Origin of the sequence: Rhizobacter sp. (genome assembly GCA_021153565.1) — a bacterium.
Lineage (GTDB): Bacteria > Pseudomonadota > Gammaproteobacteria > Burkholderiales > Burkholderiaceae_C > Albitalea.
The window spans coordinates 21,297-41,507 of record JAJKJU010000081.1 but is presented as its reverse complement, the minus strand read 5'-3'; the positions used below and the strand labels follow the sequence as shown (position 1 = coordinate 41,507).

At 63.4% G+C, this 20,211-nt stretch carries 15 protein-coding genes and 1 riboswitch; of the genes, 2 read left to right on the top strand and 13 right to left on the bottom strand.

Annotated elements, in window-relative coordinates; all coding sequences use genetic code 11:
• Positions 1 to 205: 205 nt before the first annotated feature.
• The 11 genes from AC30NL_RS05270 to AC30NL_RS05220 all read right to left on the bottom strand — a co-directional run bounded on the left by AC30NL_RS05270 (position 206) and on the right by AC30NL_RS05220 (position 13,199).
• Positions 206 to 781 (bottom strand): SRPBCC family protein, encoded by a 576-nt coding sequence (locus AC30NL_RS05270; protein ID WP_489462963.1) that lies wholly within the window; start codon positions 779 to 781, stop codon positions 206 to 208.
• A 7-nt stretch (positions 782 to 788) separates the two neighbouring features.
• Positions 789 to 1,967, bottom strand: coding sequence for a vWA domain-containing protein (locus AC30NL_RS05265; protein ID WP_489462962.1), 1,179 nt, complete (start codon positions 1,965 to 1,967; stop codon positions 789 to 791).
• 169 nt (positions 1,968 to 2,136) lie between these two features.
• Positions 2,137 to 3,042, bottom strand: coding sequence for an AAA family ATPase (locus AC30NL_RS05260; protein WP_489462961.1), 906 nt, complete (start codon positions 3,040 to 3,042; stop codon positions 2,137 to 2,139).
• A gap of 7 nt (positions 3,043 to 3,049) precedes the next feature.
• The gene (locus AC30NL_RS05255; RefSeq protein WP_489462960.1) at positions 3,050 to 3,844 is read right to left on the bottom strand and encodes an FAD binding domain-containing protein; all 795 of its coding nucleotides are present in this window, start codon (positions 3,842 to 3,844) and stop codon (positions 3,050 to 3,052) included.
• A 34-nt stretch (positions 3,845 to 3,878) separates the two neighbouring features.
• On the bottom strand, positions 3,879 to 6,239 hold the full coding sequence (locus AC30NL_RS05250) for a xanthine dehydrogenase family protein molybdopterin-binding subunit (protein ID WP_489462959.1): 2,361 nt from the start codon (positions 6,237 to 6,239) through the stop codon (positions 3,879 to 3,881).
• 15 nt (positions 6,240 to 6,254) lie between these two features.
• Entirely contained in the window at positions 6,255 to 6,734 is a 480-nt protein-coding gene (locus AC30NL_RS05245) for a (2Fe-2S)-binding protein (RefSeq protein WP_489462958.1), read from the bottom strand.
• Between the two features lie 224 nt (positions 6,735 to 6,958).
• Positions 6,959 to 8,833, bottom strand: a complete 1,875-nt coding sequence (locus AC30NL_RS05240; RefSeq protein ID WP_489462957.1) for a potassium transporter Kup — start codon at positions 8,831 to 8,833, stop codon at positions 6,959 to 6,961.
• A gap of 168 nt (positions 8,834 to 9,001) precedes the next feature.
• Entirely contained in the window at positions 9,002 to 10,297 is a 1,296-nt protein-coding gene (gshA, locus tag AC30NL_RS05235) for a glutamate--cysteine ligase (protein ID WP_489462956.1), read from the bottom strand.
• A gap of 185 nt (positions 10,298 to 10,482) precedes the next feature.
• Entirely contained in the window at positions 10,483 to 12,027 is a 1,545-nt protein-coding gene (locus tag AC30NL_RS05230; protein ID WP_489462955.1) for an ammonium transporter, read from the bottom strand.
• 26 nt (positions 12,028 to 12,053) lie between these two features.
• Positions 12,054 to 12,392 (bottom strand): P-II family nitrogen regulator, encoded by a 339-nt coding sequence (locus AC30NL_RS05225; RefSeq protein WP_489462954.1) that lies wholly within the window; start codon positions 12,390 to 12,392, stop codon positions 12,054 to 12,056.
• A 24-nt stretch (positions 12,393 to 12,416) separates the two neighbouring features.
• A complete protein-coding gene (locus AC30NL_RS05220) occupies positions 12,417 to 13,199 on the bottom strand; it encodes a TorF family putative porin (protein ID WP_489462953.1) in 783 nt (260 codons plus the stop codon).
• Positions 13,200 to 13,477: 278 nt separating this feature from the next.
• Here AC30NL_RS05220 and AC30NL_RS05215 point away from each other — a divergent pair, with 278 nt between their 5' ends.
• Positions 13,478 to 14,995: a YifB family Mg chelatase-like AAA ATPase gene (locus tag AC30NL_RS05215; RefSeq protein WP_489462952.1), complete on the top strand. Its 1,518-nt coding sequence runs from the start codon at positions 13,478 to 13,480 to the stop codon at positions 14,993 to 14,995.
• Here AC30NL_RS05215 and AC30NL_RS05210 read toward each other — a convergent pair.
• On the bottom strand, positions 14,984 to 15,796 hold the full coding sequence (locus AC30NL_RS05210; protein WP_489462951.1) for an outer membrane lipoprotein: 813 nt from the start codon (positions 15,794 to 15,796) through the stop codon (positions 14,984 to 14,986). The two genes, AC30NL_RS05215 and AC30NL_RS05210, sit on opposite strands and share 12 nt — an antisense overlap.
• A gap of 228 nt (positions 15,797 to 16,024) precedes the next feature.
• The gene (gene metH, locus AC30NL_RS05205; RefSeq protein WP_489462950.1) at positions 16,025 to 18,763 is read right to left on the bottom strand and encodes a methionine synthase; all 2,739 of its coding nucleotides are present in this window, start codon (positions 18,761 to 18,763) and stop codon (positions 16,025 to 16,027) included.
• 55 nt (positions 18,764 to 18,818) lie between these two features.
• Positions 18,819 to 18,892: riboswitch (S-adenosyl-L-homocysteine riboswitch) on the bottom strand.
• 114 nt (positions 18,893 to 19,006) lie between these two features.
• Here metH and AC30NL_RS05200 point away from each other — a divergent pair.
• A complete protein-coding gene (locus AC30NL_RS05200) occupies positions 19,007 to 20,209 on the top strand; it encodes an HD-GYP domain-containing protein (protein WP_489462949.1) in 1,203 nt (400 codons plus the stop codon).
• Positions 20,210 to 20,211: the final 2 nt, after the last annotated feature.

The following is a 20,211-nucleotide window of genomic DNA, read 5'->3' as shown; positions in this document are numbered from 1 at the left end:
GGGGAGAGGGTTGGGGTGAGGGGTCTCTCAAAAATCACCCCCATCTCCCAGCATCTGAAATTCACATCGATTTCGGTCGAAAACTCACATCACTGCAAGAGAATGTCGTCAAAGCCAGTAAAGACGCGCAACTTTCCGCGTGTCCAGCCTGCGTAAAGGTCAGCCAGAGGGGAGAGGAGCCAATACAAGACTTTGAAAGGGCGGGTCAGCGGGTCAGCCAGAACAGCAACGCTATCAGCACCGCAGCGCCGACGGCGATCCACATCCATGTCTTGCTCGCGGCAGACGCCGCGGATGCGACTTCCTCGGGGACGGCAGGTTCAGCAGCAGGCGCTTGCGCCGGTCGCAAGCGCGCGTCGAACGCAGCAAAGAAATCCTCGGCGATCTTCCCCGCCGCCGCGTCGATGAGGCGCGCCCCGACCTGGGCCATCTTGCCTCCGACTTGCGCCTGCGCCGCATAACGCAATCGAGTCTGGTCTTTGCCCTCTTCCGACAGAGCCACGTCGGCAGACCCCTTCCCGAAGCCAGCCACGCCCCCTTGCCCATCGAAGTTGATGGTGTAGGTGTGCGGCGCATGCACGTTCGTCATCTTGAGCGTGCCCCTGAATCGTGCATTGACCGGCCCGACTTTCACGGCCACCACGGCCGCGAAGGCATCGGGTTCGGTGCGTTCCAGCGACTCGCATCCGGCAATGCATTGCTTCAGGATCTCCGGATCGTTCAGCGCCGCCCACGTGGCAAGCAAGGGCGCAGGGATCAATCGTTCACCAGTCAGTTCCATGAGGCATTCAATCCAGAAGAGTCGAAGGAAGCGAAGCGCCCATGCGCAATGCCCGGCCAAGGTCGGCCAGGCTCGCAAGGTTGTGCACGGGGAGAAAGCGGTCCACATGCGGCAAGAGTGCACGCACGCCGGCAGCACGCGGCTCGAAGCCGTCGTAGCGCAGCAAAGGGTTGAGCCAGACAATGCTGTGCGCCACGCGGCGCAGCCTGGCAGCGGCTGCTGCAAGATCACCATGGTCGTCCCGGTCCAGCCCGTCGGTCATCAAGAGCACTGCGGCGTTGGAGCCGAGCACGCGGCGAGCCCATAGCCGATTGAATTCATCCAGGCACGACGCGATCCGCGTACCGCCCTTCCAGTCTTTCACCTGTTCGTCGGCAAGCCTGAGCGCCACATCAGGGTCGCGGTCTTTCAGGCAACGCGTGATGTGGGTGAGGCGCGTTCCGAAGGTGAAGGCGTGGACCTTCAGATAGCGTCGCGTGAGACCGTGCACGTAGTGCAGCAGCAGGCGTGCATAGCGCTCCATGGAACCGGAGATGTCGAGCAGCACCACGATGGCGGGCAACTCGCAGCGCGGCCGCGTGAAGGCGGGGCTCAGGGTCTGCGGCTGTCGCGCCATGCGAAGCATCGTCGCGCGCAGGTCGAGCGCGCCGCGCGAAGCCGATTCGTGTCGGCGTCTGCGAACCGGTGACACCGGCAGCGGCAGTTGTTCGGCAAGCTTCTTGGCGAGTTCAAACTCCTCGGCAGTCATGGTTTCGAAGTCGGCGTGTTGCAGACGTTCGCGATCGGAAAAGGTGAACGTGGTGTCGAACTGCAATTCTTCCTTGGCAGTCGCGTTTGCAGGGTTGGGCGCCTGTGCTTCACGCGGCGCGGACAAGGCTTCGGCGAGACGATTCGAGCGCGGTGTGTGCGGCCGGTCGCCACGGCCGCTGATCTTGGGCAACAGCTCAAGCATCAACCGTTCGAGCAACTTCGGATCGCGCCAGAACGCATCGAAGGCGGCATCGAACAAGACCTGTTGTTCGTGCCGGTCGAGCATCACCGCGCTGAGTGCGGCGTGCACGTCCTCGCGCCGATCGAGCCCCACGCACTCGACGGCAGCCATGGCTGCAATCACGCGGTCGGGGCCGATGGGCATCCCGGCGTCGCGCAGCACGCGAGCGAAATGGACGATGTTGTCGGCCAGCATGATTTCAGCGCGCAGCGCTTCGTTCGCTCCTTCGCCCGCTGGGGAAAGGAGCCGACTCGAGGCGACTCGAGAGGCTCATTCGAGGAGGGGCCGCGCCCTGCTATGGCGAGCATTTGCAACGACGAGCATGGGGCTTTTGGCGTGATGAGCGGGCATGATCGAAATACGCTCAGCCTCTCAGCTCATCGAGAATCTTCGCAGCGTCCCCGGCGCGCAGCTTCGCGATGTCGTCCTGGTATTTCAGCAGCACGCCCAGTGTGTCCTGCACTGTCGCCGGGTCGAGCCGGATGGCATTGAGCGCGAGCAAGGCGTTGGTCCAGTCGATGGCTTCCGCCACACCGGGCGCCTTGAAGAGATCAAGCGTGCGCATGCGCTGAACGAACTCGACCACCTGCGTGTAGAGCCGCTCGGACGCCCCTGGCGCCTTGCGGCGGACGATGTCGAGCTCACGCGCGACATCGGGAAAATCGACCCAGTGATAGAGGCATCGCCGCTTCAACGCATCGTGGATCTCGCGGGTGCGGTTGCTCGTGATGATGGTGATGGGTGCCGCAACGGCGCGCACCGTGCCGAACTCTGGAATGGTGATCTGGCTCTCCGCCAGCACCTCCAGCAGGAAAGCATCGAAAGGCTCGTCAGCGCGATCGAGTTCGTCGATCAGCAAGACCGGCGAGCGCATCTGCGTGAGCGCCTGCAGCAACGGTCGTTCGATCAGCATGCTGCGCGAATAGAGGCTTTGCGCAAGCCGCTCGCGGTCCACCTCGTGTGCCGCTTCAGCCAGCCGGATTTCCATCATCTGCCGCGCGACATTCCACTCGTAAGCAGTCTGCGCGACGTCCAGTCCCTCGTAGCACTGAACCCGAAGCAAGGCGGTGTTGAGCCCGCGCGCCAATGTCTTCGCGAGTTCAGTCTTGCCAACGCCAGGCTCCCCTTCGAGGAATAGCGGGCGCGAGAGCTTCAGGCTCAGGAACAGCGCGGTCGCGAGTTGCCGGTCGCAGACGTAGTTCTCTGCGGCCAGCAGGGAAATGACGGCATCGACCGACTCGGGCAGGGCGAAGGGCGTGACCTCGGTCATCAGCCTCTCAGCGTGACAACGCCGCAGAAACCGCTCGCGACGCCATCACGCTGATCATCGCGGCGCGGTACTCCGCCGAACCATGCATGTCGCCATTGATGTCGGTGCTCAGCACCTTGACGGCCTTCGCCGCCTCGGGTGTGAAGCTCGCAGTCAATGCGTCTTCGATCGCCTTGACGCGGAACACGGTGCTCTTCGCGCCCGTCACCGCCACCTTCACGCCGCCAGCGCCTTGGCTCACGAACACGCCGACCAGCGCGAAGCGAGAGGCAGGCTGCTTGAACTTGACGTACGCGGCCTTCTGCGGAATGGGAAAGCTCACCGCTGTGATGAGCTCACCGGGCTGCAATGCCGTCTCGTACAGCCCCGTGAAGAAACGTTCGGCCGGGATGCTGCGCTGGTTGGTCGTCACCGTGGCACCGAGCCCGAGCAACGCCGCCGGATAGCACGCCGCGGGGTCTGCATTGGCGATGGAGCCGCCCAGCGTTCCCATGTTGCGCACCATCTGGTCAGCGATGCCGCCAGCGAGTTCGGCGAGCGCAGGAATGGCGCGTTGAACCTCTGCGGATGCGGCGACGGCAGCATGCGTGGTCATCGATCCGATGACCACATTGCTCGCATCCACCTTGATGCCCTTGAGCTCCGCCACGCCCGAGAGGTCTACAAGCCGCTCGGACGACGACAGCCTGAGCTTCATCGCCTGCACGAGGCTCTGTCCTCCGGCGAGATAGCGGGCATCGCCTTTCATGGCCGCGGTGGCCGCAGCGCGGTCGGTGGGACGTTGATAGTCGAAGCTGTACATGTGTGCTCCTTTGACGTTGTGCGTTGACCAGTCCTCAGCGATTGGCGGCGCGCCAGACGCGCTCCACCGTGGCGGGCATGGCGATGTCGCGGATACCCAGTGCATCGGTCAGTGCATTGATGTAGGCCGCCGGCGACCCGATCGCGCCGGCTTCACCGCAGCCTTTCACGCCCAGCGGGTTGTGCGTGCATGGCGTGACGGTGTGGTCGAGCGTGAAGCTCGGCAGATCATCGGCGCGAGGCATGCAGTAGTCCATGTACGAGCCGGTCAGCAACTGACCCGATGCCGGGTCGTACTGGCAGCATTCCATCATGGCCTGGCCCAAGCCTTGGGCGATGCCTCCGTGCACCTGGCCCGACACGATCATCGGGTTCACGAGGTTGCCGAAGTCGTCCACCGCCGTGAACTGCTCGACGCGCACGCGACCGGTCTCGGGGTCGACCTCGAGCTCGCACACGTAGCTGCCCGCGGGGTAGGTGAAGTTGGTCGGGTCGTAGAACGCGTTCTCGTTCAGACCCGGCTCCAACTTGTCGAGCGGGAAGTTGTGCGGCACGTAGGCGGTGAGCGCGACGGAGCCGAATGGCACCTTCTTGTCCGTGCCCGCAACCTTGAACACGCCGTTCTCGAAGACGATGTCGGTGTCCGCCGCTTCGAGCAGGTGCGCTGCGATCTTCTTGCCCTTTGCGATGATCTTGTCTACCGCCTTCACGATGGCCGTGCCGCCCACCGCGAGCGAGCGGCTGCCGTAGGTACCCATGCCAAAGGGCACACGCCCGGTGTCGCCGTGCACGATCTCGACGCTTTCGATGGGGATGCCCAGCTTGGCCGCGACAACCTGGGCGAAGGTGGTCTCGTGTCCTTGCCCGTGGCTGTGCGATCCAGTGAATATCGTCACCGTGCCTGTCGGATGCACGCGCACCTCGCCGGCCTCGAACAAGCCTGCACGCGCGCCGAGCGCGCCCGCGATGTTGCTGGGCGCCAAGCCGCAGGCTTCGATATAGCAGCTATAGCCCAGCCCACGCAGCTTGCCCTTGGCAACCGACGCGGCCCGGCGTGCCGGGAATCCCGCGACGTCGGCCAGCTCCAGCGCCTTGTCGAGGTGCGCGGCATAGTTGCCGGTGTCGTAGGTCAGCCCGACGGGTGTCGTGTACGGGAACTCGGTGATGAAGTTCTGCCGGCGAATGGCGGCCGGGTCCATCTTCATGTCGCGCGCAGCCGTTTCGACCAGCCGCTCAACCACGTAGGTGGCCTCGGGCCGTCCGGCGCCGCGGTAGGCGTCGACCGGCGCGGTGTTGGTGAACACTGCTTTCACCTCGGCATAGATGGCCGGCGTCTTGTACTGGCCCGCCAGCAGCGTCGCGTACAAGATGGTCGGCACGCTCGATGCGAACGTTGACAGATAGGCGCCCATGTTGGCAATGGTCTTCACTCGCAGCGCGAGGAAGTTTCCCTTGTCGTCCGTCGCAAGTTCGGCGGTGGTCGCGTGATCGCGTCCATGCGCGTCGGTGAGGAAGGATTCGCTGCGCTCCGCCGTCCACTTGATCGGCCGGCCTACGCGCTTGCTGGCCCATACCAGAGCCGTCTCTTCCGCATACAGGAAGATTTTGGAACCAAAGCCGCCGCCCACGTCGGGCGCGATCACGCGCACCTTCGATTCCGGCAGGCCCAGCACGAAGGCGCTCATCAGCAGCCGTTCCACGTGCGGGTTCTGGTTGGCGACATACAGCGTATAGCTCTCGTCATGCCGCGTGTACTGTGCGTTGGCTGCACGCGGTTCCATGGCATTGGGAATGAGCCGGTTGTTGGTGAACTCCAGCTTGCTGACCTTGTGCGCTTTCGCGAACGCCGCATCCACAGCATCCTTGTTGCCATGGCCCCAGTCGTAGCAGACGTTGCCGGGCACGTCGTCATGCACGCTACTGGTCGCCGTGCCGGCGGTGCGGATGTCGATGACCGGCGGCAGTTCCTCATAGACCACGTCGATGAGTTCGGCGGCGTCCTTGGCCTGCCATTGAGTCTCGGCCACCACCAGCGCCACCTGGTCGCCGACGTAGCGTACCTTGCCTTGCGCCAGCACCGGGTGTGCGGGCTCCTTCATCGGCGATCCATCCTTGCTGTGGATCAACCACCCGCAAGGCAGGCCGCCGACCTTGGCTTCGGCGAGGTCAGCTCCGGTAAAGATCTGCACGACCCCGGGCGCCTTCAGCGCCTGGATCGTGTCGATGGACTTGATGCGTGCGTGCGCGTAGGGCGAGCGCAGGAACACGCCGAAGGTCTGACCCGGCAGCACCACGTCGTCGGTGTATTGCCCGGCGCCGGTCAGGAAGCGATAGTCCTCACGGCGCTGTACGGATTGGCCAATTGGAGAAATGGGAGGTTGAGACATGTCGGTCATGGCGTACTCCGGTCATCAGACGGTGGTCGAGACCTTGCCCGATTGGCAAAGCTGAACCGACTTGACGATGTTGTGATAGCCCGTGCAGCGGCAGATGTTGCCTTCCAGACCTTCGCGAATTTCTTGTTCGCAAGCGTTGGGCTTGTCCTTCAGGATCTGCACGGCCGACATGACCATTCCGGGGGTGCAGAACCCGCACTGCAGGCCGTGGCATTCGCGAAACGCCGCCTGCATCGGGTGCAACTCGCCATTCTTGGCGAGACCCTCGATGGTCGTGACCTCGGCGCCTTGCGCCTGCACCACGAGCATCGAACACGACTTCACGGCGCGGCCGTTCATGTGCACCGTGCACGCGCCGCACTGTGCGGTGTCGCAGCCCACGTGCGTGCCGGTCAGTCTCAACTCGTCGCGGATGAACTGCACGAGCAGCGTTCGCGGGTCGACATCGGCCTGGACGCGCTTGCCATTGACGGTCAACGAAACAGGAATGTTCATGCGTGTCTCCTCGGGGTCGTCCGGTGACGCGCAACGCAGCCTGCGGATCGAGGCATGCGCCGCAATGAAATCGCCGCGTCGACCGCGGCTCCAGCAGCTGATCATCATCATCTGCGGGCTTGGTGGACACCTAGGCCTTACCCGTAGGAGAGGTACAAGATGAAGTGAAGCGTGAGCTGCCCTCGCTGCTCGTGTCTCCCAAGCAGAAGGCATGACCTCGCGGTTCAGATCTCGACTTTCGACCCCAACTCCACCACGCGATTCGTCGGCAGGCTCAGGTAGTCCGCCGCTGCCGATGCGTTGCGGTGCATGCCTGCGAAGAGCTTTTCGCGCCACGCTGACATACCGCGGCCGATCGTCGGGATGACGATGTCGCGCGACAGGAAGTAAGACGTCTCCATGTCGTCGAGCTGGAAACTGCGGTTGTGCAGCAGCGCCAGGGCTTCAGGCACATCGGGCTCGTTCTTGAAGCCGAAGTGCAGCGTCACCTGCCAGCAGTCGCGCCCCAAAGGCTCCATCTCGCTGCGCTTGTCGAAGCCGATCCACGGAATCTCGTGCTGCCTCACCGTCACGAAGAGATTCGTCTCATGCAGCACTTTGTTGTGCTTCAAGTTGTGCAAGAGCGCATTCGGGGTAATGCCATGTTCGCTCACGAGGAACACCGCCGTGCCCTGAACACGCGTAGGCGGACTCACGAACACTGCTTCCATGAAACTCTTGAGCTCGATGGCGTCGTCGCGCAGGCGTTCGGCCATGATCGCCCTACCCTGCTTCCAGGTCATCATCAGCGTGAACATCACCGCGCCGATGGCGAGAGGGAACCAGCCGCCATCGAACACCTTGACGATGTTCGCGGCAAAGTAGGTGACGTCCACGACGAAGAAGAACACAGTGGCGGCGGTGCTGAGCACCCACGGAAAACCCCAGCCGTAGCGGATCACGAAGAAGGTCATGATTGTCGTGATCGTCATGTCGATCGTCACTGTGATGCCATAGGCTCCCGCCAGCTTGCTGCTCGAACCGAACACCAGCACCGCGCCCACGATGCAGACGTACAGCCCCCAGTTCACGAAAGGCACATAGATCTGACCGGTCTCGCGCACGGACGTGTGGGTGATGCGAAGCCGCGGCATGTAGCCGAGCTGGATGGCCTGCTTGGTCACCGAGAACGCGGCTGAGATCAAGGCCTGCGAGGCAATCACTGCCGCGCAGGTCGCCAGCGCAATCAGTGGGTACAAGGCCCACTCAGGCGCCATTTCGTAGAACGGGTTGTGCGCCTTTTCGGGCGATTCGAGCAGCATCGCACCCTGGCCGAAATAGTTGAGCACCAGTGAAGGCATCACGAGGCCGAACCAGGCGGTGCGGATTGGCCGCTTGCCGAAGTGGCCCATGTCGGCATAAAGCGCCTCGGCACCCGTGACGCACAACACGACGAAGCCAAGTGCAACGAAAGCAACAGCCGGCTGCAGAAAGAGGAATCGCAGGGCATGGTGCGGGCTCAGCGCGAACATCACGGCCGGATTGCGCAAGATGTGCACGAGACCCAGTAGAGCGATCACCGCGAACCACGCTGCCGTCACTGGCCCGAAGAACTTTCCGATGCCGCCCGTGCCGTGCCGTTGCACCATGAAAAGCACGGTAATGACAACCAGCGACACCGGGACGATGTAACTGTGCAGTCCCGGCGCAGCCACTTCGAGACCTTCCATCGCACCCAGCACCGACACCGCCGGGGTGATGACGCCATCGCCGAAGAAGATGGCCGTACCGAAGATGCCCAGCATCAGAAGCCGCTGTCGCAGTACCGGCCGGTCTTTCACAGCCTGTGATGCCAATGCGAGCATGGCGATCAAGCCACCTTCGCCGTTGTTGTCGGCGCGCAGAATGAGCACCACGTACTTGAAAGAGACCACAACGGTCAGCGTCCAGAACATCAGCGACAGCACGCCATAGATGTTCTCCGGCGTCAGCGGGACGTGACCGTGTGCGAAGACTTCCTTGAAGGCATACAGCGGACTGGTGCCGATGTCGCCATAGACGACGCCCAGAGCGCCCAGGGTCAGGACGGCCAGGCTGGAGGTAGGTCGGATCTGAGTCACGGTCTACCGCGGCGGGCTCGGCCCCGCGCGGCATTGTTTTGGGAAGCCGATTGTGGCACCCCCTCGGCCACGGGAAGGCCGATCAGCCGACTCCGGCTCAGCCTCTCTGTTGGAGCGCTGCAATGAAGAAGCCGGTCAGGCTTCCCATTGCAGCATTGCAGCGACGCGCTATTCGTAGACCTCTGCATCCGGGTCGGTCGCCTCGAGCTCGTAGCTCGCAGCCACCATCGCCAGACGGGCAATCACCCCGTACATGTAGAACCGGTTGGGTGCGCTTGCTCCCGGCTTCACGCCGGGCTTGGGCAACTGGCTGGACTCGGCGAAGGCCAGCGGAACAAAGCTTGCCCCCGGGGAGTTCAGGTTTTCGTCGATGCCGCGCTCGGCGTTCACGCGGTAGAAGCCGCCAACCACGTAGCGGTCGATCATGTAGACCACCGGTTCGGCCACCGCGTCGTGCACGCGCTCATAGGTCGGCACGCCTTCTTGCAGGATGACCTCGCTCACCTCCTGGCCGTCCTTGATCACGCTCATCTTGTTGCGTGCGCGGCGGTTCAGGTCGGCCAGATCCTTCGGATCACGCACGGTCATGATGCCCATGCCGTAGGTGCCGGCATCCGCCTTCACGATGATGAAGGGCTTCTCCTGAATGCCGTATTCCTTGTACTTGCGGCGGACCTTGGCGAGAAGCGTCTCGGCGTTGCTCATCAGGCATTCGGCGCCCGTGCCGTCGGAGAAGTTGACCTCGCCGCAGCGAGCGAACAACGGGTTGATAAGCCATGGATCCATGCCCAGCAGCTTTGCGAACTTCTTCGCCACTTCCTCGTAGGCCTGGAAGTGATTTGTCTTGCGCCGTACCGCCCAGCCCGCGTGAAGCGGCGGCAGCAGGTACTGCTCGTGCAGGTTCTGGAGCACCTTGGGAAGACCCGCAGACAGATCGTTGTTGAGCAGGATCGTGCAGGGGTCGAAGTCCTTCAGCCCGAGCCTGCCGCGGTTGCGCACCAGTGGCTCGACAGTCAGAGAGTTGCCGTCGGGCAGGTCGATCTGCGTCGGGGCCTTGATCTCATCGTTGAGCGAACCGAGCCGCACATTCAGCCCTGCCTGGTGAAAGATCTGCACGAGGCGCGCAACGTTCATCAAGTAGAAGCTGTTACGCGTGTGGTTCTCGGGAATCAGCAGCAGGTTGCGCGCCTCCGGACAGATCTTCTCGATCGCCGCCATGGCCGCCTGCACTGCCAGCGGCAGCATCTCGGGGGTCAGGTTGTTGAAGCCTCCCGGAAAGAGGTTGGTGTCGACCGGCGCGAGTTTGAAGCCGGCGTTGCGCACGTCCACCGACGTGTAGAACGGCGGCGTGTGTTCCATCCACTCCAGGCGGAACCAACGCTCGATGGCGGGCAGCGATTCCAGGATGCGCTGCTCCAGTTCGTTGATCGGGCCGGTAAGCGCCGTGATGAGGTGAGGAACCATGGGGGGAATCCGAAGAGGACGCCCTGCCGGGCAGCAGGGCGTTTGGAGTTTCAAAGGATTCTAGGCATTTGGGGTGCCTATCGCCTGTCGCAAGCCCCTTCGCGTCACAGTCGGTGCGCCTGACGCCCCAAAAGAAAAAGGCCACTCGGGGGCGGCCTTTTTCCAATCAGCAGAAGTGTTGGTGCCTACTTGCTGTAAGCCGTCTCGCCGTGTGACGAGATGTCCAGGCCTTCTCGCTCTTCTTCTTCTGTGACTCGCAGGCCGATGACCAGGTCGACCAGCTTGAAGCTGATCGCTGCGACCACGCCGGACCACACAACGGTGACGCCGACAGCCTTGGCCTGGATGATGAACTGCGCCCAGATGCCGTTGGAGCCGACCGTGGCGGTGACCCAGTCGGTCACCATGCCCGGGCCGCCAAGCGACTGGTGGTTGAAGATGCCGGTCAGCAATGCACCGACGATACCGCCGACGCCATGCACACCGAACACGTCGAGCGAGTCGTCCGCGCCGAGCATCTTCTTCAGGCCGGTCACACCCCACAGGCAAACGAAGCCGGCGACGGCGCCTACCACCAGCGCACCCATGATGCCGACGTTGCCGGCGGCAGGCGTGATGGCGACGAGACCCGCGACGGCACCGGAAGCGGCACCAAGCATCGAGGCCTTGCCCTTGAGCAGCGATTCACCAATGCACCAGGCGAGCACCGCGACGGCAGTGGCAGAGAAAGTGTTCAAGAAGGCGAGCGCGGCGCTGTTGCCGGCTTCGAGGGCAGAGCCGGCGTTGAAACCGAACCAGCCCACCCACAGCAGCGAGGCACCGACCATCGTGAGCGTCAGCGAGTGCGGCGTGAAGGCTTCGCGGCCGTAGCCGACGCGCTTGCCGATCATGTAGGCGCCCGCCAGACCGGCGACGGCCGCGTTGATGTGAACCACCGTACCGCCGGCGAAGTCGAGCGCACCCCATTGCCAGATCAGACCGGCAGTCGAGGTGACTTTCTCCGCCACCTCTTTGCTGGTGTAGGCGTCAGGACCTGCCCAATACCAGACCATGTGCGCGATCGGCACGTAGCTGAAGGTGAACCACAGCACCATGAAAGCGAGCACGGCCGAGAATTTGATGCGCTCGGCGAAGGCACCGACGATCAGGCAGCAGGTGATGGCGGCGAAGGTCGCCTGGAACACCACGAACACGATCTCGGGGATGACCACGCCCTTGCTGAAAGTGGCCGCGTTGGCAAACTCACCCTTCATCGGGTCGAAGACCCCGTTCAGGAAGAGTCGAGAGACGCCGCCGAAGAACTGGTTGCCCTCGGTGAATGCGAGGCTGTAGCCATAAAGCACCCACAGCACCACGATCATCGAGAAGGTAACGAACACCTGCATCAGCACCGACAGCATGTTCTTGCTGCGCACGAGGCCGCCGTAGAACAGTGCAAGGCCCGGGATCGACATCATGATCACGAGCACGGTGGACAGGAGCATCCAGGCGGTGTCGCCCTTGTTGGGCACCGGTGCGCTGGCTGCGACGGCGGGCGCCGACGCGCTCGCCGCTGCGGTGGTGGCCGCGGACGCCGCAGGGGCAGCGGTCGCGGCCGTGATGGTGGCAGCAGCAGCCGAGGCTGCCGCAGGTGCGGCAGGCGCCGAAGCGGCATCGTCGGCCGCGAAGCTCGCGCCGCCGAAGCCCAGGGCCGACAAGCCCAGAGCCAATGAGGCAATCAGTTTTTTCATGGTGGTCTCTCTCTGGTGTGATGACTTCAGAGCGCGTCTTTACCGGTTTCGCCCGTGCGAATGCGGACGACCTGTTCCAAGGCCGAAACGAAAATCTTCCCGTCGCCGATCTTGCCCGTGCGGGCAGCGACCTCGACCGCTTCTATGACGCGATCCACGATGGCGTCGTCCACGGCCACTTCGATCTTTACCTTGGGCAGGAAATCGACAACGTATTCCGCGCCGCGGTACAGCTCGGTGTGGCCCTTTTGGCGACCGAAGCCCTTCACCTCAGTCACCGTGACTCCCTGCACGCCGATGGCGCTCAGGGCTTCACGCACTTCATCAAGCTTGAACGGCTTGACGATGGCAGTCACCATCTTCATGGTCATCTCCAGGTTAAAAAAAGATCAGAAGGTCTTCTTGACCGCGAGGACCAAGCCGTTGCGGCCAAGGTTCTTGCCCGAGGGGGACGGGTAAGCGAACACTGCGTTGGGATCGTGCTTGGCGTCAGTGCCGACAACCGCTGCGCTCCAAGTGAAGCCTGCGGCATCCTTGCTCACGGTCAGCGAGTAGTCTGTGTAGGAGCCGTCGCTCCAGTTCTTGACCTTCTGGTGGCCGATGTGTGGGGCAATCGTGAAGCCGCTTCCGGCGTCGAACGAGGCACTCACGTCGAGGTAGCCGCTGCCCTTGCTGTCGCCAGCTGAAGTGACCGCACCGAAGAGGGGGGTGAGCGAATGCGAGTACTTGACGGTCACAGGACCATAAGTCAATGCGCCGTAAATCTCGAGAGTGTTGGCGTTCTTGGCGATGTTCGCCAGATGATTGCCGGGGTACCAGTACTGCAGCAGGCCAATGTCGTAGGTAAAGTCCTTCTGAATTTCGCCCTTGTAGCCGCCGTAGAAGTCGATTTCGACCGGCGCGCTGCCAGTGTCCACGCCGACAATGGTGCCGGCGTCCTTGATCCACCTGATGGTCGAACCCCAGGTACCGACATAGAAGCCGTTGGGCAATGCGTAGTCGGCGCCGGCTTGCAGTGCAGGTTTCAGGCGGCTTTGCGAAATGCCGCGGTAGCGGTAGTCGGTCGTCAGGCTGACGTTGAATGACAGGGGGTTCGCGTCTTCGGCATGCACGAGGACGGGTACCGAGGTGAACACGGTAGCGGCGGCCACACTCAATAGGGTCTTCTTCATTGGCTCTCCGGGATCGTTTAGAAAGGGTGCGCGGCAGGCTCTGCAGCTTCTGTGCCCGCGATGACGAAAGGCTGACCGCACCGCTGAAGCTCATTTATGCCCGAGTTGAGTGCGAATTTCGACCAAAAAGGCCTTCAGTCAGGCTGGTGTTGCTTTTTGGTGAGCCGCTTGTTGGTGCACTTTCCCGCCCATCGGAGTGACCCGCAAGGGGTGCGCCAAGTGCGGGCAGCCTCGTCAGAATCGAGCCCCGTTTGCCTCAAGAAAAGAGCAGGAATCAAATGTCATTGGCCGTGTTGCACAGCCGAGCCCTGAACGGTCTCGACGCCCCTGAAGTCACGGTGGAGGTCCACCTTGCGAACGGCCTGCCCAGCTTCACGCTCGTAGGTTTGGCCGACACCGAGGTGAAGGAGGCGAGGGAAAGAGTACGAGCAGCATTGCTCCACAGCGGCCTCGAATTTCCACATAACCGAAGGATCACGGTGAATTTGGCGCCCGCCGACTTACCCAAGGAATCAGGCCGCTTCGACTTGCCAATCGCGCTGGGAATCCTCGCGGCCAGCGAACAGATCGATGCGCAGCGCCTGTCCCGATTCGAGTTCGCGGGGGAGTTGTCGCTCGCCGGCGAGTTGCGGCCGGTGCGCGGTGCGTTGGCCATGGCGCTCGCCATGCGGCGCAGCGGCTCGGCGCGGGCACTGGTGCTTCCACAGGCAAGCGCGCGCGAGGCGGCGCTGGTTGAAGGCCTGAAGATACAGGCCGCCAAGCACTTGCTCGACGTCGTGCAAGCGCTGCTGCCCGGCGATGCGGCACAGGGCCTGCCAAATGCGATCGCGGAGCGCAGGACGGCGGCCCCCTCGTATCCGGATCTGCGTGAAGTAAAAGGGCAGTCGGGTGCCAAGCGCGCGCTGGAGATTGCCGCAGCCGGGGGTCACAGCATGCTGATGGTGGGACCGCCCGGCACTGGCAAGTCGATGCTCGCCCAGCGTTTCGCGGGGCTGCTTCCGCCCTTGACCGAAACACAAGCGCTGGAATCTGCCGCGGTATTGAGCCTCACGGCGAGTTTCGATCCGTCGCGCTGGGCACAGCGCGTGTTGCGCAGCCCGCATCACACAGCCTCGTCGGTGGCGCTGGTCGGAGGCGGGTCTCCACCGCGACCAGGCGAGATTTCCCTGGCTCACGAAGGCATTCTGTTTCTGGACGAATTGGCCGAGTACCCCCGGGCAGCTTTGGAGGCGCTGCGTGAGCCCTTGGAGACTGGCCGCATCGTGATCTCCAGGGCGGCGCGCCAAGCAGAATTCCCGGCGCGTTTTCAATTGATCGCGGCCATGAACCCATGCCCGTGCGGACACCACGGCAACCCTTTGCGATCGTGCCGATGCACGCCCGATGGCATCTTCCGCTATCAGGGCAAGATCAGCGGACCTTTGATTGATCGCATCGATCTGCAGGTGGAGGTGCCAGCGGTTGCGCCCGAGACGCTTGCCGCCGCACCCGATGGCGACACCAGCGCATTGGTGGCTGCGCGGGTGGCAAAGGCCCAGGAGCGCCAGCGCACACGTCAAGGCCGCCTGAACGCGGCGCTCGATGGCGACGGCATCGATGCACACTGCGCGCTCGACACCGCGGCGTCCAAGTTTCTTCAGAACGCCGCGACCAAGCTCGGATGGTCGGCCCGCAGCTTCCATCGTGTGCTGCGAGTGGCACGCAGCGCCGCCGATCTTGCAGGTGACGCCGACGTGAAGATTGGCCACCTCGCGGAGGCCATTCAATATCGGCGGGTGTTGACGTCAGCTGCTTGAGCCCGTCGAGGTGCGCATCATCTTCTCGTCGCCGTTGCCGCTGCCATTGCCGTGGGTGATGTGCAGCACGTTGCCCTCCACCGTGACCCGCGATCCCGGCGTCGGGGCGCTCTTCTGCTGGAATGTGCGAACCTGGCCGTCATCCATTCGCACGCGCACTTCATAGATCTGTTCGCTGCGGGTGCGCTTCTCGACCTCGTTGCCTGCAAAGCCGCCGCCGATGGCGCCGAGCACGGTCATTACCGCGCGGCCGTTGCCCTTGCCCATCTGATTGCCCACTGCCCCGCCAAGCACGCCGCCTGCCACGGCACCAAGGCCCGTGCCTTGGCCTTTGACTGTCACTTCCCGGACGGCCTCGATCACGCCGCAATGCGCACAAACTGCTGCAGGCTGCGTCGCAAGAGGTGTCGTGCTGCCGACGCTTGCGTATTGCTGCGACTGCGCAGGCGACGTCCGATGTGCCGGGCTGCTGCGATTGGGCGCGACGCGGGCGGGCGGTGCCTGCGTGCCGTTGTTGGCGACGAGCGGCACCAGCGTACCCGTCGTCGATTTCTCGGCGAGCTTGTCGCCGGCCTTCGCACCCGTGTCGACAACCGCTTCATTGGATGCAAGCGATGCCCGAGTCGCTTCCATCGAACCGGCCGAAAGCAATTCAGACTGCGGCGCCGGATGCCACGCGAGGCCCGCAGCCAGCCCGAGGCCGGTGAGAGCCAGGCCGCCGGCAGCAAGCCATGCGTTTCGGGCAAAGAGGTTGCGAGGGCCAGTGCCGGCGGACACCGGACTTTCGAGGGTGGTGCTCATTGATGTTTCCTTGTTCATTTGCTGGCGCGCTGTTGCGCACTCAGCCTCTCAGGCATTTGAACGACTGAACACTCGCGATCGTTGCCCACAGCCCTGATTCATTTGTAAGAGTGTGCAGGCTGGCGAGCCCGCACTCCTGTAATCAGGCTATGTATCCGGGACTACGCTTGGCCGCATCAAAGTTCGTCAGATTCGGCCATGCGTCGCGCGATCGCCACCAGCGCGAGATCAAAGAAGCGGCGCCAGCGACCGCTTCGCCTGCGCGATGTCGAGCCCGTTGCGCTCGGACCAATCGCGAAGCTGGTCGTCGCCGATCTTGCCGACGTTGAAGTAGGCCGCCTGCGGATGCGCAATGTAGAAGCCGCTCACGCTTGCCGCTGGCGTCATCGCAAGGCTCTCGGTGAGGCCCATGGCGATGTCCTCGCATTGCAGCACGCGGAACATCTCGCCCTTCACGGTGTGATCGGGGCAGGCCGGGTAGCCGGGCGCCGGGCGGATGCCGCGGTACTTCTCCGCGATGAGATCGGGGTTGCTCAGCGTTTCGTCCGCAGCATAGCCCCACAACTCCGTGCGCACGCGTTGGTGCATGCGCTCCGCGAAGGCTTCCGCCAATCGATCGGCCAGGGCCTTCAGCATGATCGCGCTGTAGTCGTCGTTGTCGTCGAGGAACTGCTTTTCCTTCTTGTCGACACCGAGCCCCGCGGTCACCGCGAAGAGGCCGACATGGTCGGCCACGCCCGATTCCTTGGGCGCCACAAAGTCAGCGAGGCAGCGGTTGGGCCGCATCACGCCGTCGACCACTGGGCGTTCGCTCTGCATGCGCAAGCCGCGCCATGTCATCAGCACTTCGCTGCGTGCCTCGTCCGTGTAGATCTCGATGTCGTCGTCGTTCACCGTGTTCGCGGGGAAGAGACCGATGACGCCGTTCGCCGTCACCCAGCGGCCCTCGATCAGGCGCTTGAGCATGCGCTGGCCGTCGCTCAGCACGCGGCGCGCCGATTCGCCGACGATGTCGTCGGTGAGGATGCCGGGGTACGACCCGGCCAGGTCCCAGGTCTGGAAGAACGGCGCCCAGTCGATGCACTGCGCCAATTCGGCGAGGTCGTAGTTCTTGAACACCCGACGGCCGGTGAATCTGGGCTGAGGCGCGGCGTAGCTCGCCCAATCGATCGGTGTCTTGTTGGCGCGCGCCTGCGTCAGCGTAACGAGCGGCGTGGCCTTCTTGTTCGCGTGCTGCACGCGCACCTTTTCGTAGTCGTTCTTCAGCTCTTCGATGTAAGCCGCGGCCTTGTCGTCGCTCAGGAGGTCGCTGCACACGCTCACGCTGCGGCTCGCATCCGGCACGTAGACCACGGGCCCTTCGTAGTGCGGAGAAATCTTGACGGCCGTGTGCACACGGCTCGTCGTCGCGCCGCCGATCAGGAGCGGGATCTTTTTGATGCGGAAGTGATCGTCGCGCTGCATTTCAGCGGCGACGTGCTGCATTTCTTCGAGGCTGGGCGTGATGAGGCCGCTCAAGCCGATGATGTCCGCGCCCTCAACCTTTGCCCGCGCGAGGATGTCCTGGCAGGGCACCATCACGCCCATGTTCACAACCTCGAAGTTGTTGCACTGGAGCACGACGGTAACGATGTTCTTGCCGATGTCGTGCACGTCGCCCTTCACGGTCGCGATGACGATCTTGCCCTTGGGCTTGGCCTCGCCGCCAGCGTCGATCAGCAGGCGCTTTTCTTCCTCAATGTAGGGCAGCAGGTGGGCGACAGCCTGCTTCATCACGCGGGCTGACTTGACCACCTGCGGCAGGAACATCTTGCCCTGGCCGAAGAGGTCGCCCACGATGTTCATGCCGGCCATCAAAGGGCCTTCGATCACGTGCAGCGGACGCCCGCCCCCGGCCTTGATGCGCTGGTAGACCTCTTCCGTGTCTTCGACGATGAAGTCGTTGATGCCATGCACCAAGGCGTGGCTCAGGCGCTCGTCCACCGGTTTGGCGCGCCACGCGAGCTTGGCGCTGTCGTCCTTCGCCGCGCCCTTGGCGCTCTCCGCCACCTCCACCAGGCGCTCGCCCGCATCCGGCCGGCGGTTGAGCACCACGTCTTCCACCCGCTCGCGCAGATCGGGCTCGAGGTCGTCATACACGCCCACCATGCCGGCGTTGACGATGCCCATGTCCATGCCCGCCTTGATCGCGTGGTACAGAAACACGGTGTGGATGGCTTCACGAACCGGGTCGTTGCCGCGGAAGCTGAAGCTCACGTTGGACACGCCACCCGACACCTTGGCGCCCGGCATGTTCTGCTTGATCCAGCGCGTCGCATTGATGAAGTCGACGGCGTAGTTGTCGTGCTCTTCGATGCCCGTTGCGATGGCGAAGATGTTCGGGTCGAAGATGATGTCTTCAGGTGGAAAGCCGATCTCGTCGACGAGGAGGCGATATGCCCGTTCGCAAATCTCGATCTTGCGTTCGTAGGTGTCGGCCTGCCCTTTCTCATCGAAGGCCATCACCACGGCCGCGGCGCCGTAGCGGCGCAGGAGCTTGGCCTGATGCCGGAAGCTTTCTTCGCCTTCCTTGAGCGAGATCGAGTTGACGATGCCTTTGCCCTGGATGCACTTGAGGCCGGCCTCAATGACCTCCCATTTCGAGCTGTCGATCATGATCGGCACCCGCGCAATCTCGGGCTCTGATGCGATGAGATGCAGGAAACGGACCATCGCCGCCTTGCTGTCGAGCATGGCCTCGTCCATGTTGATGTCGATGACCTGGGCGCCGTTCTCGACCTGCTGTCGCGCGACAGCCAATGCCTTCTCGAATTCGCCGTTGAGGATGAGCCTCGCGAAGGCCTTGGAGCCCGTGACGTTGGTGCGCTCGCCGATGTTGACGAACAGCGACCCATCGCCTATGAGCACGGGTTCAAGCCCCGAGAGTTTCATAGGCGGCACGTGAACGGAAGTGGAGGCGGTGGTCATGGCAGCGGGATCGTCCAAACAGCGAATCGACCGCGCAACTCACCGCGGCCAGAAGGTCGGGTGAGCGCCGTTGAGAAGAATCGGCCCAAGCCTGGCAGCCGATCGGCTGTCGCAACGCTCCTTGGGCGAACGGCAATTGTACGGGCGCAGCCCAAGGCCCGGGGTTCAAGTCGGGTGCGGAACTGCCGAAATGAGGGCAACGCGGCGTTAGGCCGCAAGAAGTGCTTTTTGCTGGCCCTTTCTATGGCTGTCATCCAACTCCCGTCCACTGTTCTGAAAATCGGGTTCCCGGTGCCGTTCGCCTTGCGCGACGCTTCGGGGCATCTGCTCGTGCCACGCGGCACGATGGTGGCGACCGAGGCGCAGCGGCAGCAGTTGATCACGCGCGGGATCTACGTCGACGAGAACGACTCGGAGCAGTTCAAGAAGGCGCTCGCGGGCAAGGTCGATTCCATGGTGCGCAGCAATGCGCTGCTGGGCGAGATTGCCAAGGCGCAGCCGGATGTGTCGGAACTCGGCGGCACGGCAGCGCGAAAGGCAGGTGGCGACCCCATCTCGGAGTGGAACAATCTCATGCTGCATGCAAGCTCGCTGCTGCACGATCCGCCGCAATCCGACTTCCCTTCGCGCGTCGAGAAGCTCGATCGCGATTTGCTCGATCTGCTGGATGCGGACACCGATGCCGGCCTGCTCACGCTGATCCACAGCACGACAAGCGAGCTGCATCAGTACAGCGTGACGCATGCGCTGCTGGTCACTTCGATTTGCGAACTTGCGGCGCGAAATCTGCCGTGGCCGGCGGAATGGCGGCCATCGATGCGCCGAGCTGCGCTCACGATGAACATCGCGATGACGACATTGCAGGACATGCTCGCCTTGCAGGACGGTCCTGTGACACCGCGGCAGCGCGATGTCATCGACGGTCACGCCCTCAAGGCAGCGACGCAGATGCATGAGCTGGGCGTGAAGGATGAACTCTGGCTTCGGGCTGTGGAGCATCACCATGCCTCGCCGGCCGGCCCGCTGAAAGACCTGCCTCCCATGCTGCAGATGGCCCGAGTGATCCAGCGCGCGGACATCTTCGCGGCGCGGTTGAGCCCCCGCAAGATGCGGCAGGCGATGCCGGCGATCGCCGCAGCCAAGGCGGCCTACCTCGATGAGAACAAAAAGGCCGATGAGGCGGGCGCTGCGATCATCAAGGGCGTAGGGATTTATCCGCCGGGAAGCTACGTGCGCCTTGCAAGCACCGAGGTCGCAATCGTGCTGCGCCGCGGTCTGCGCGCGAACCAACCCAAAGTGGCCTGCATCATCAGCCGCAACGGAACACCGCTGGGTGAACCCTCGACGCGCGACATCCGTCAGAAGGCGTTCGAGATCACCGGCGGCGTGGCTCCGCACGAGGTGAAGATCAGGCTCAATCTGCAGCGTGTGTTGCAGATGGGGTGAAG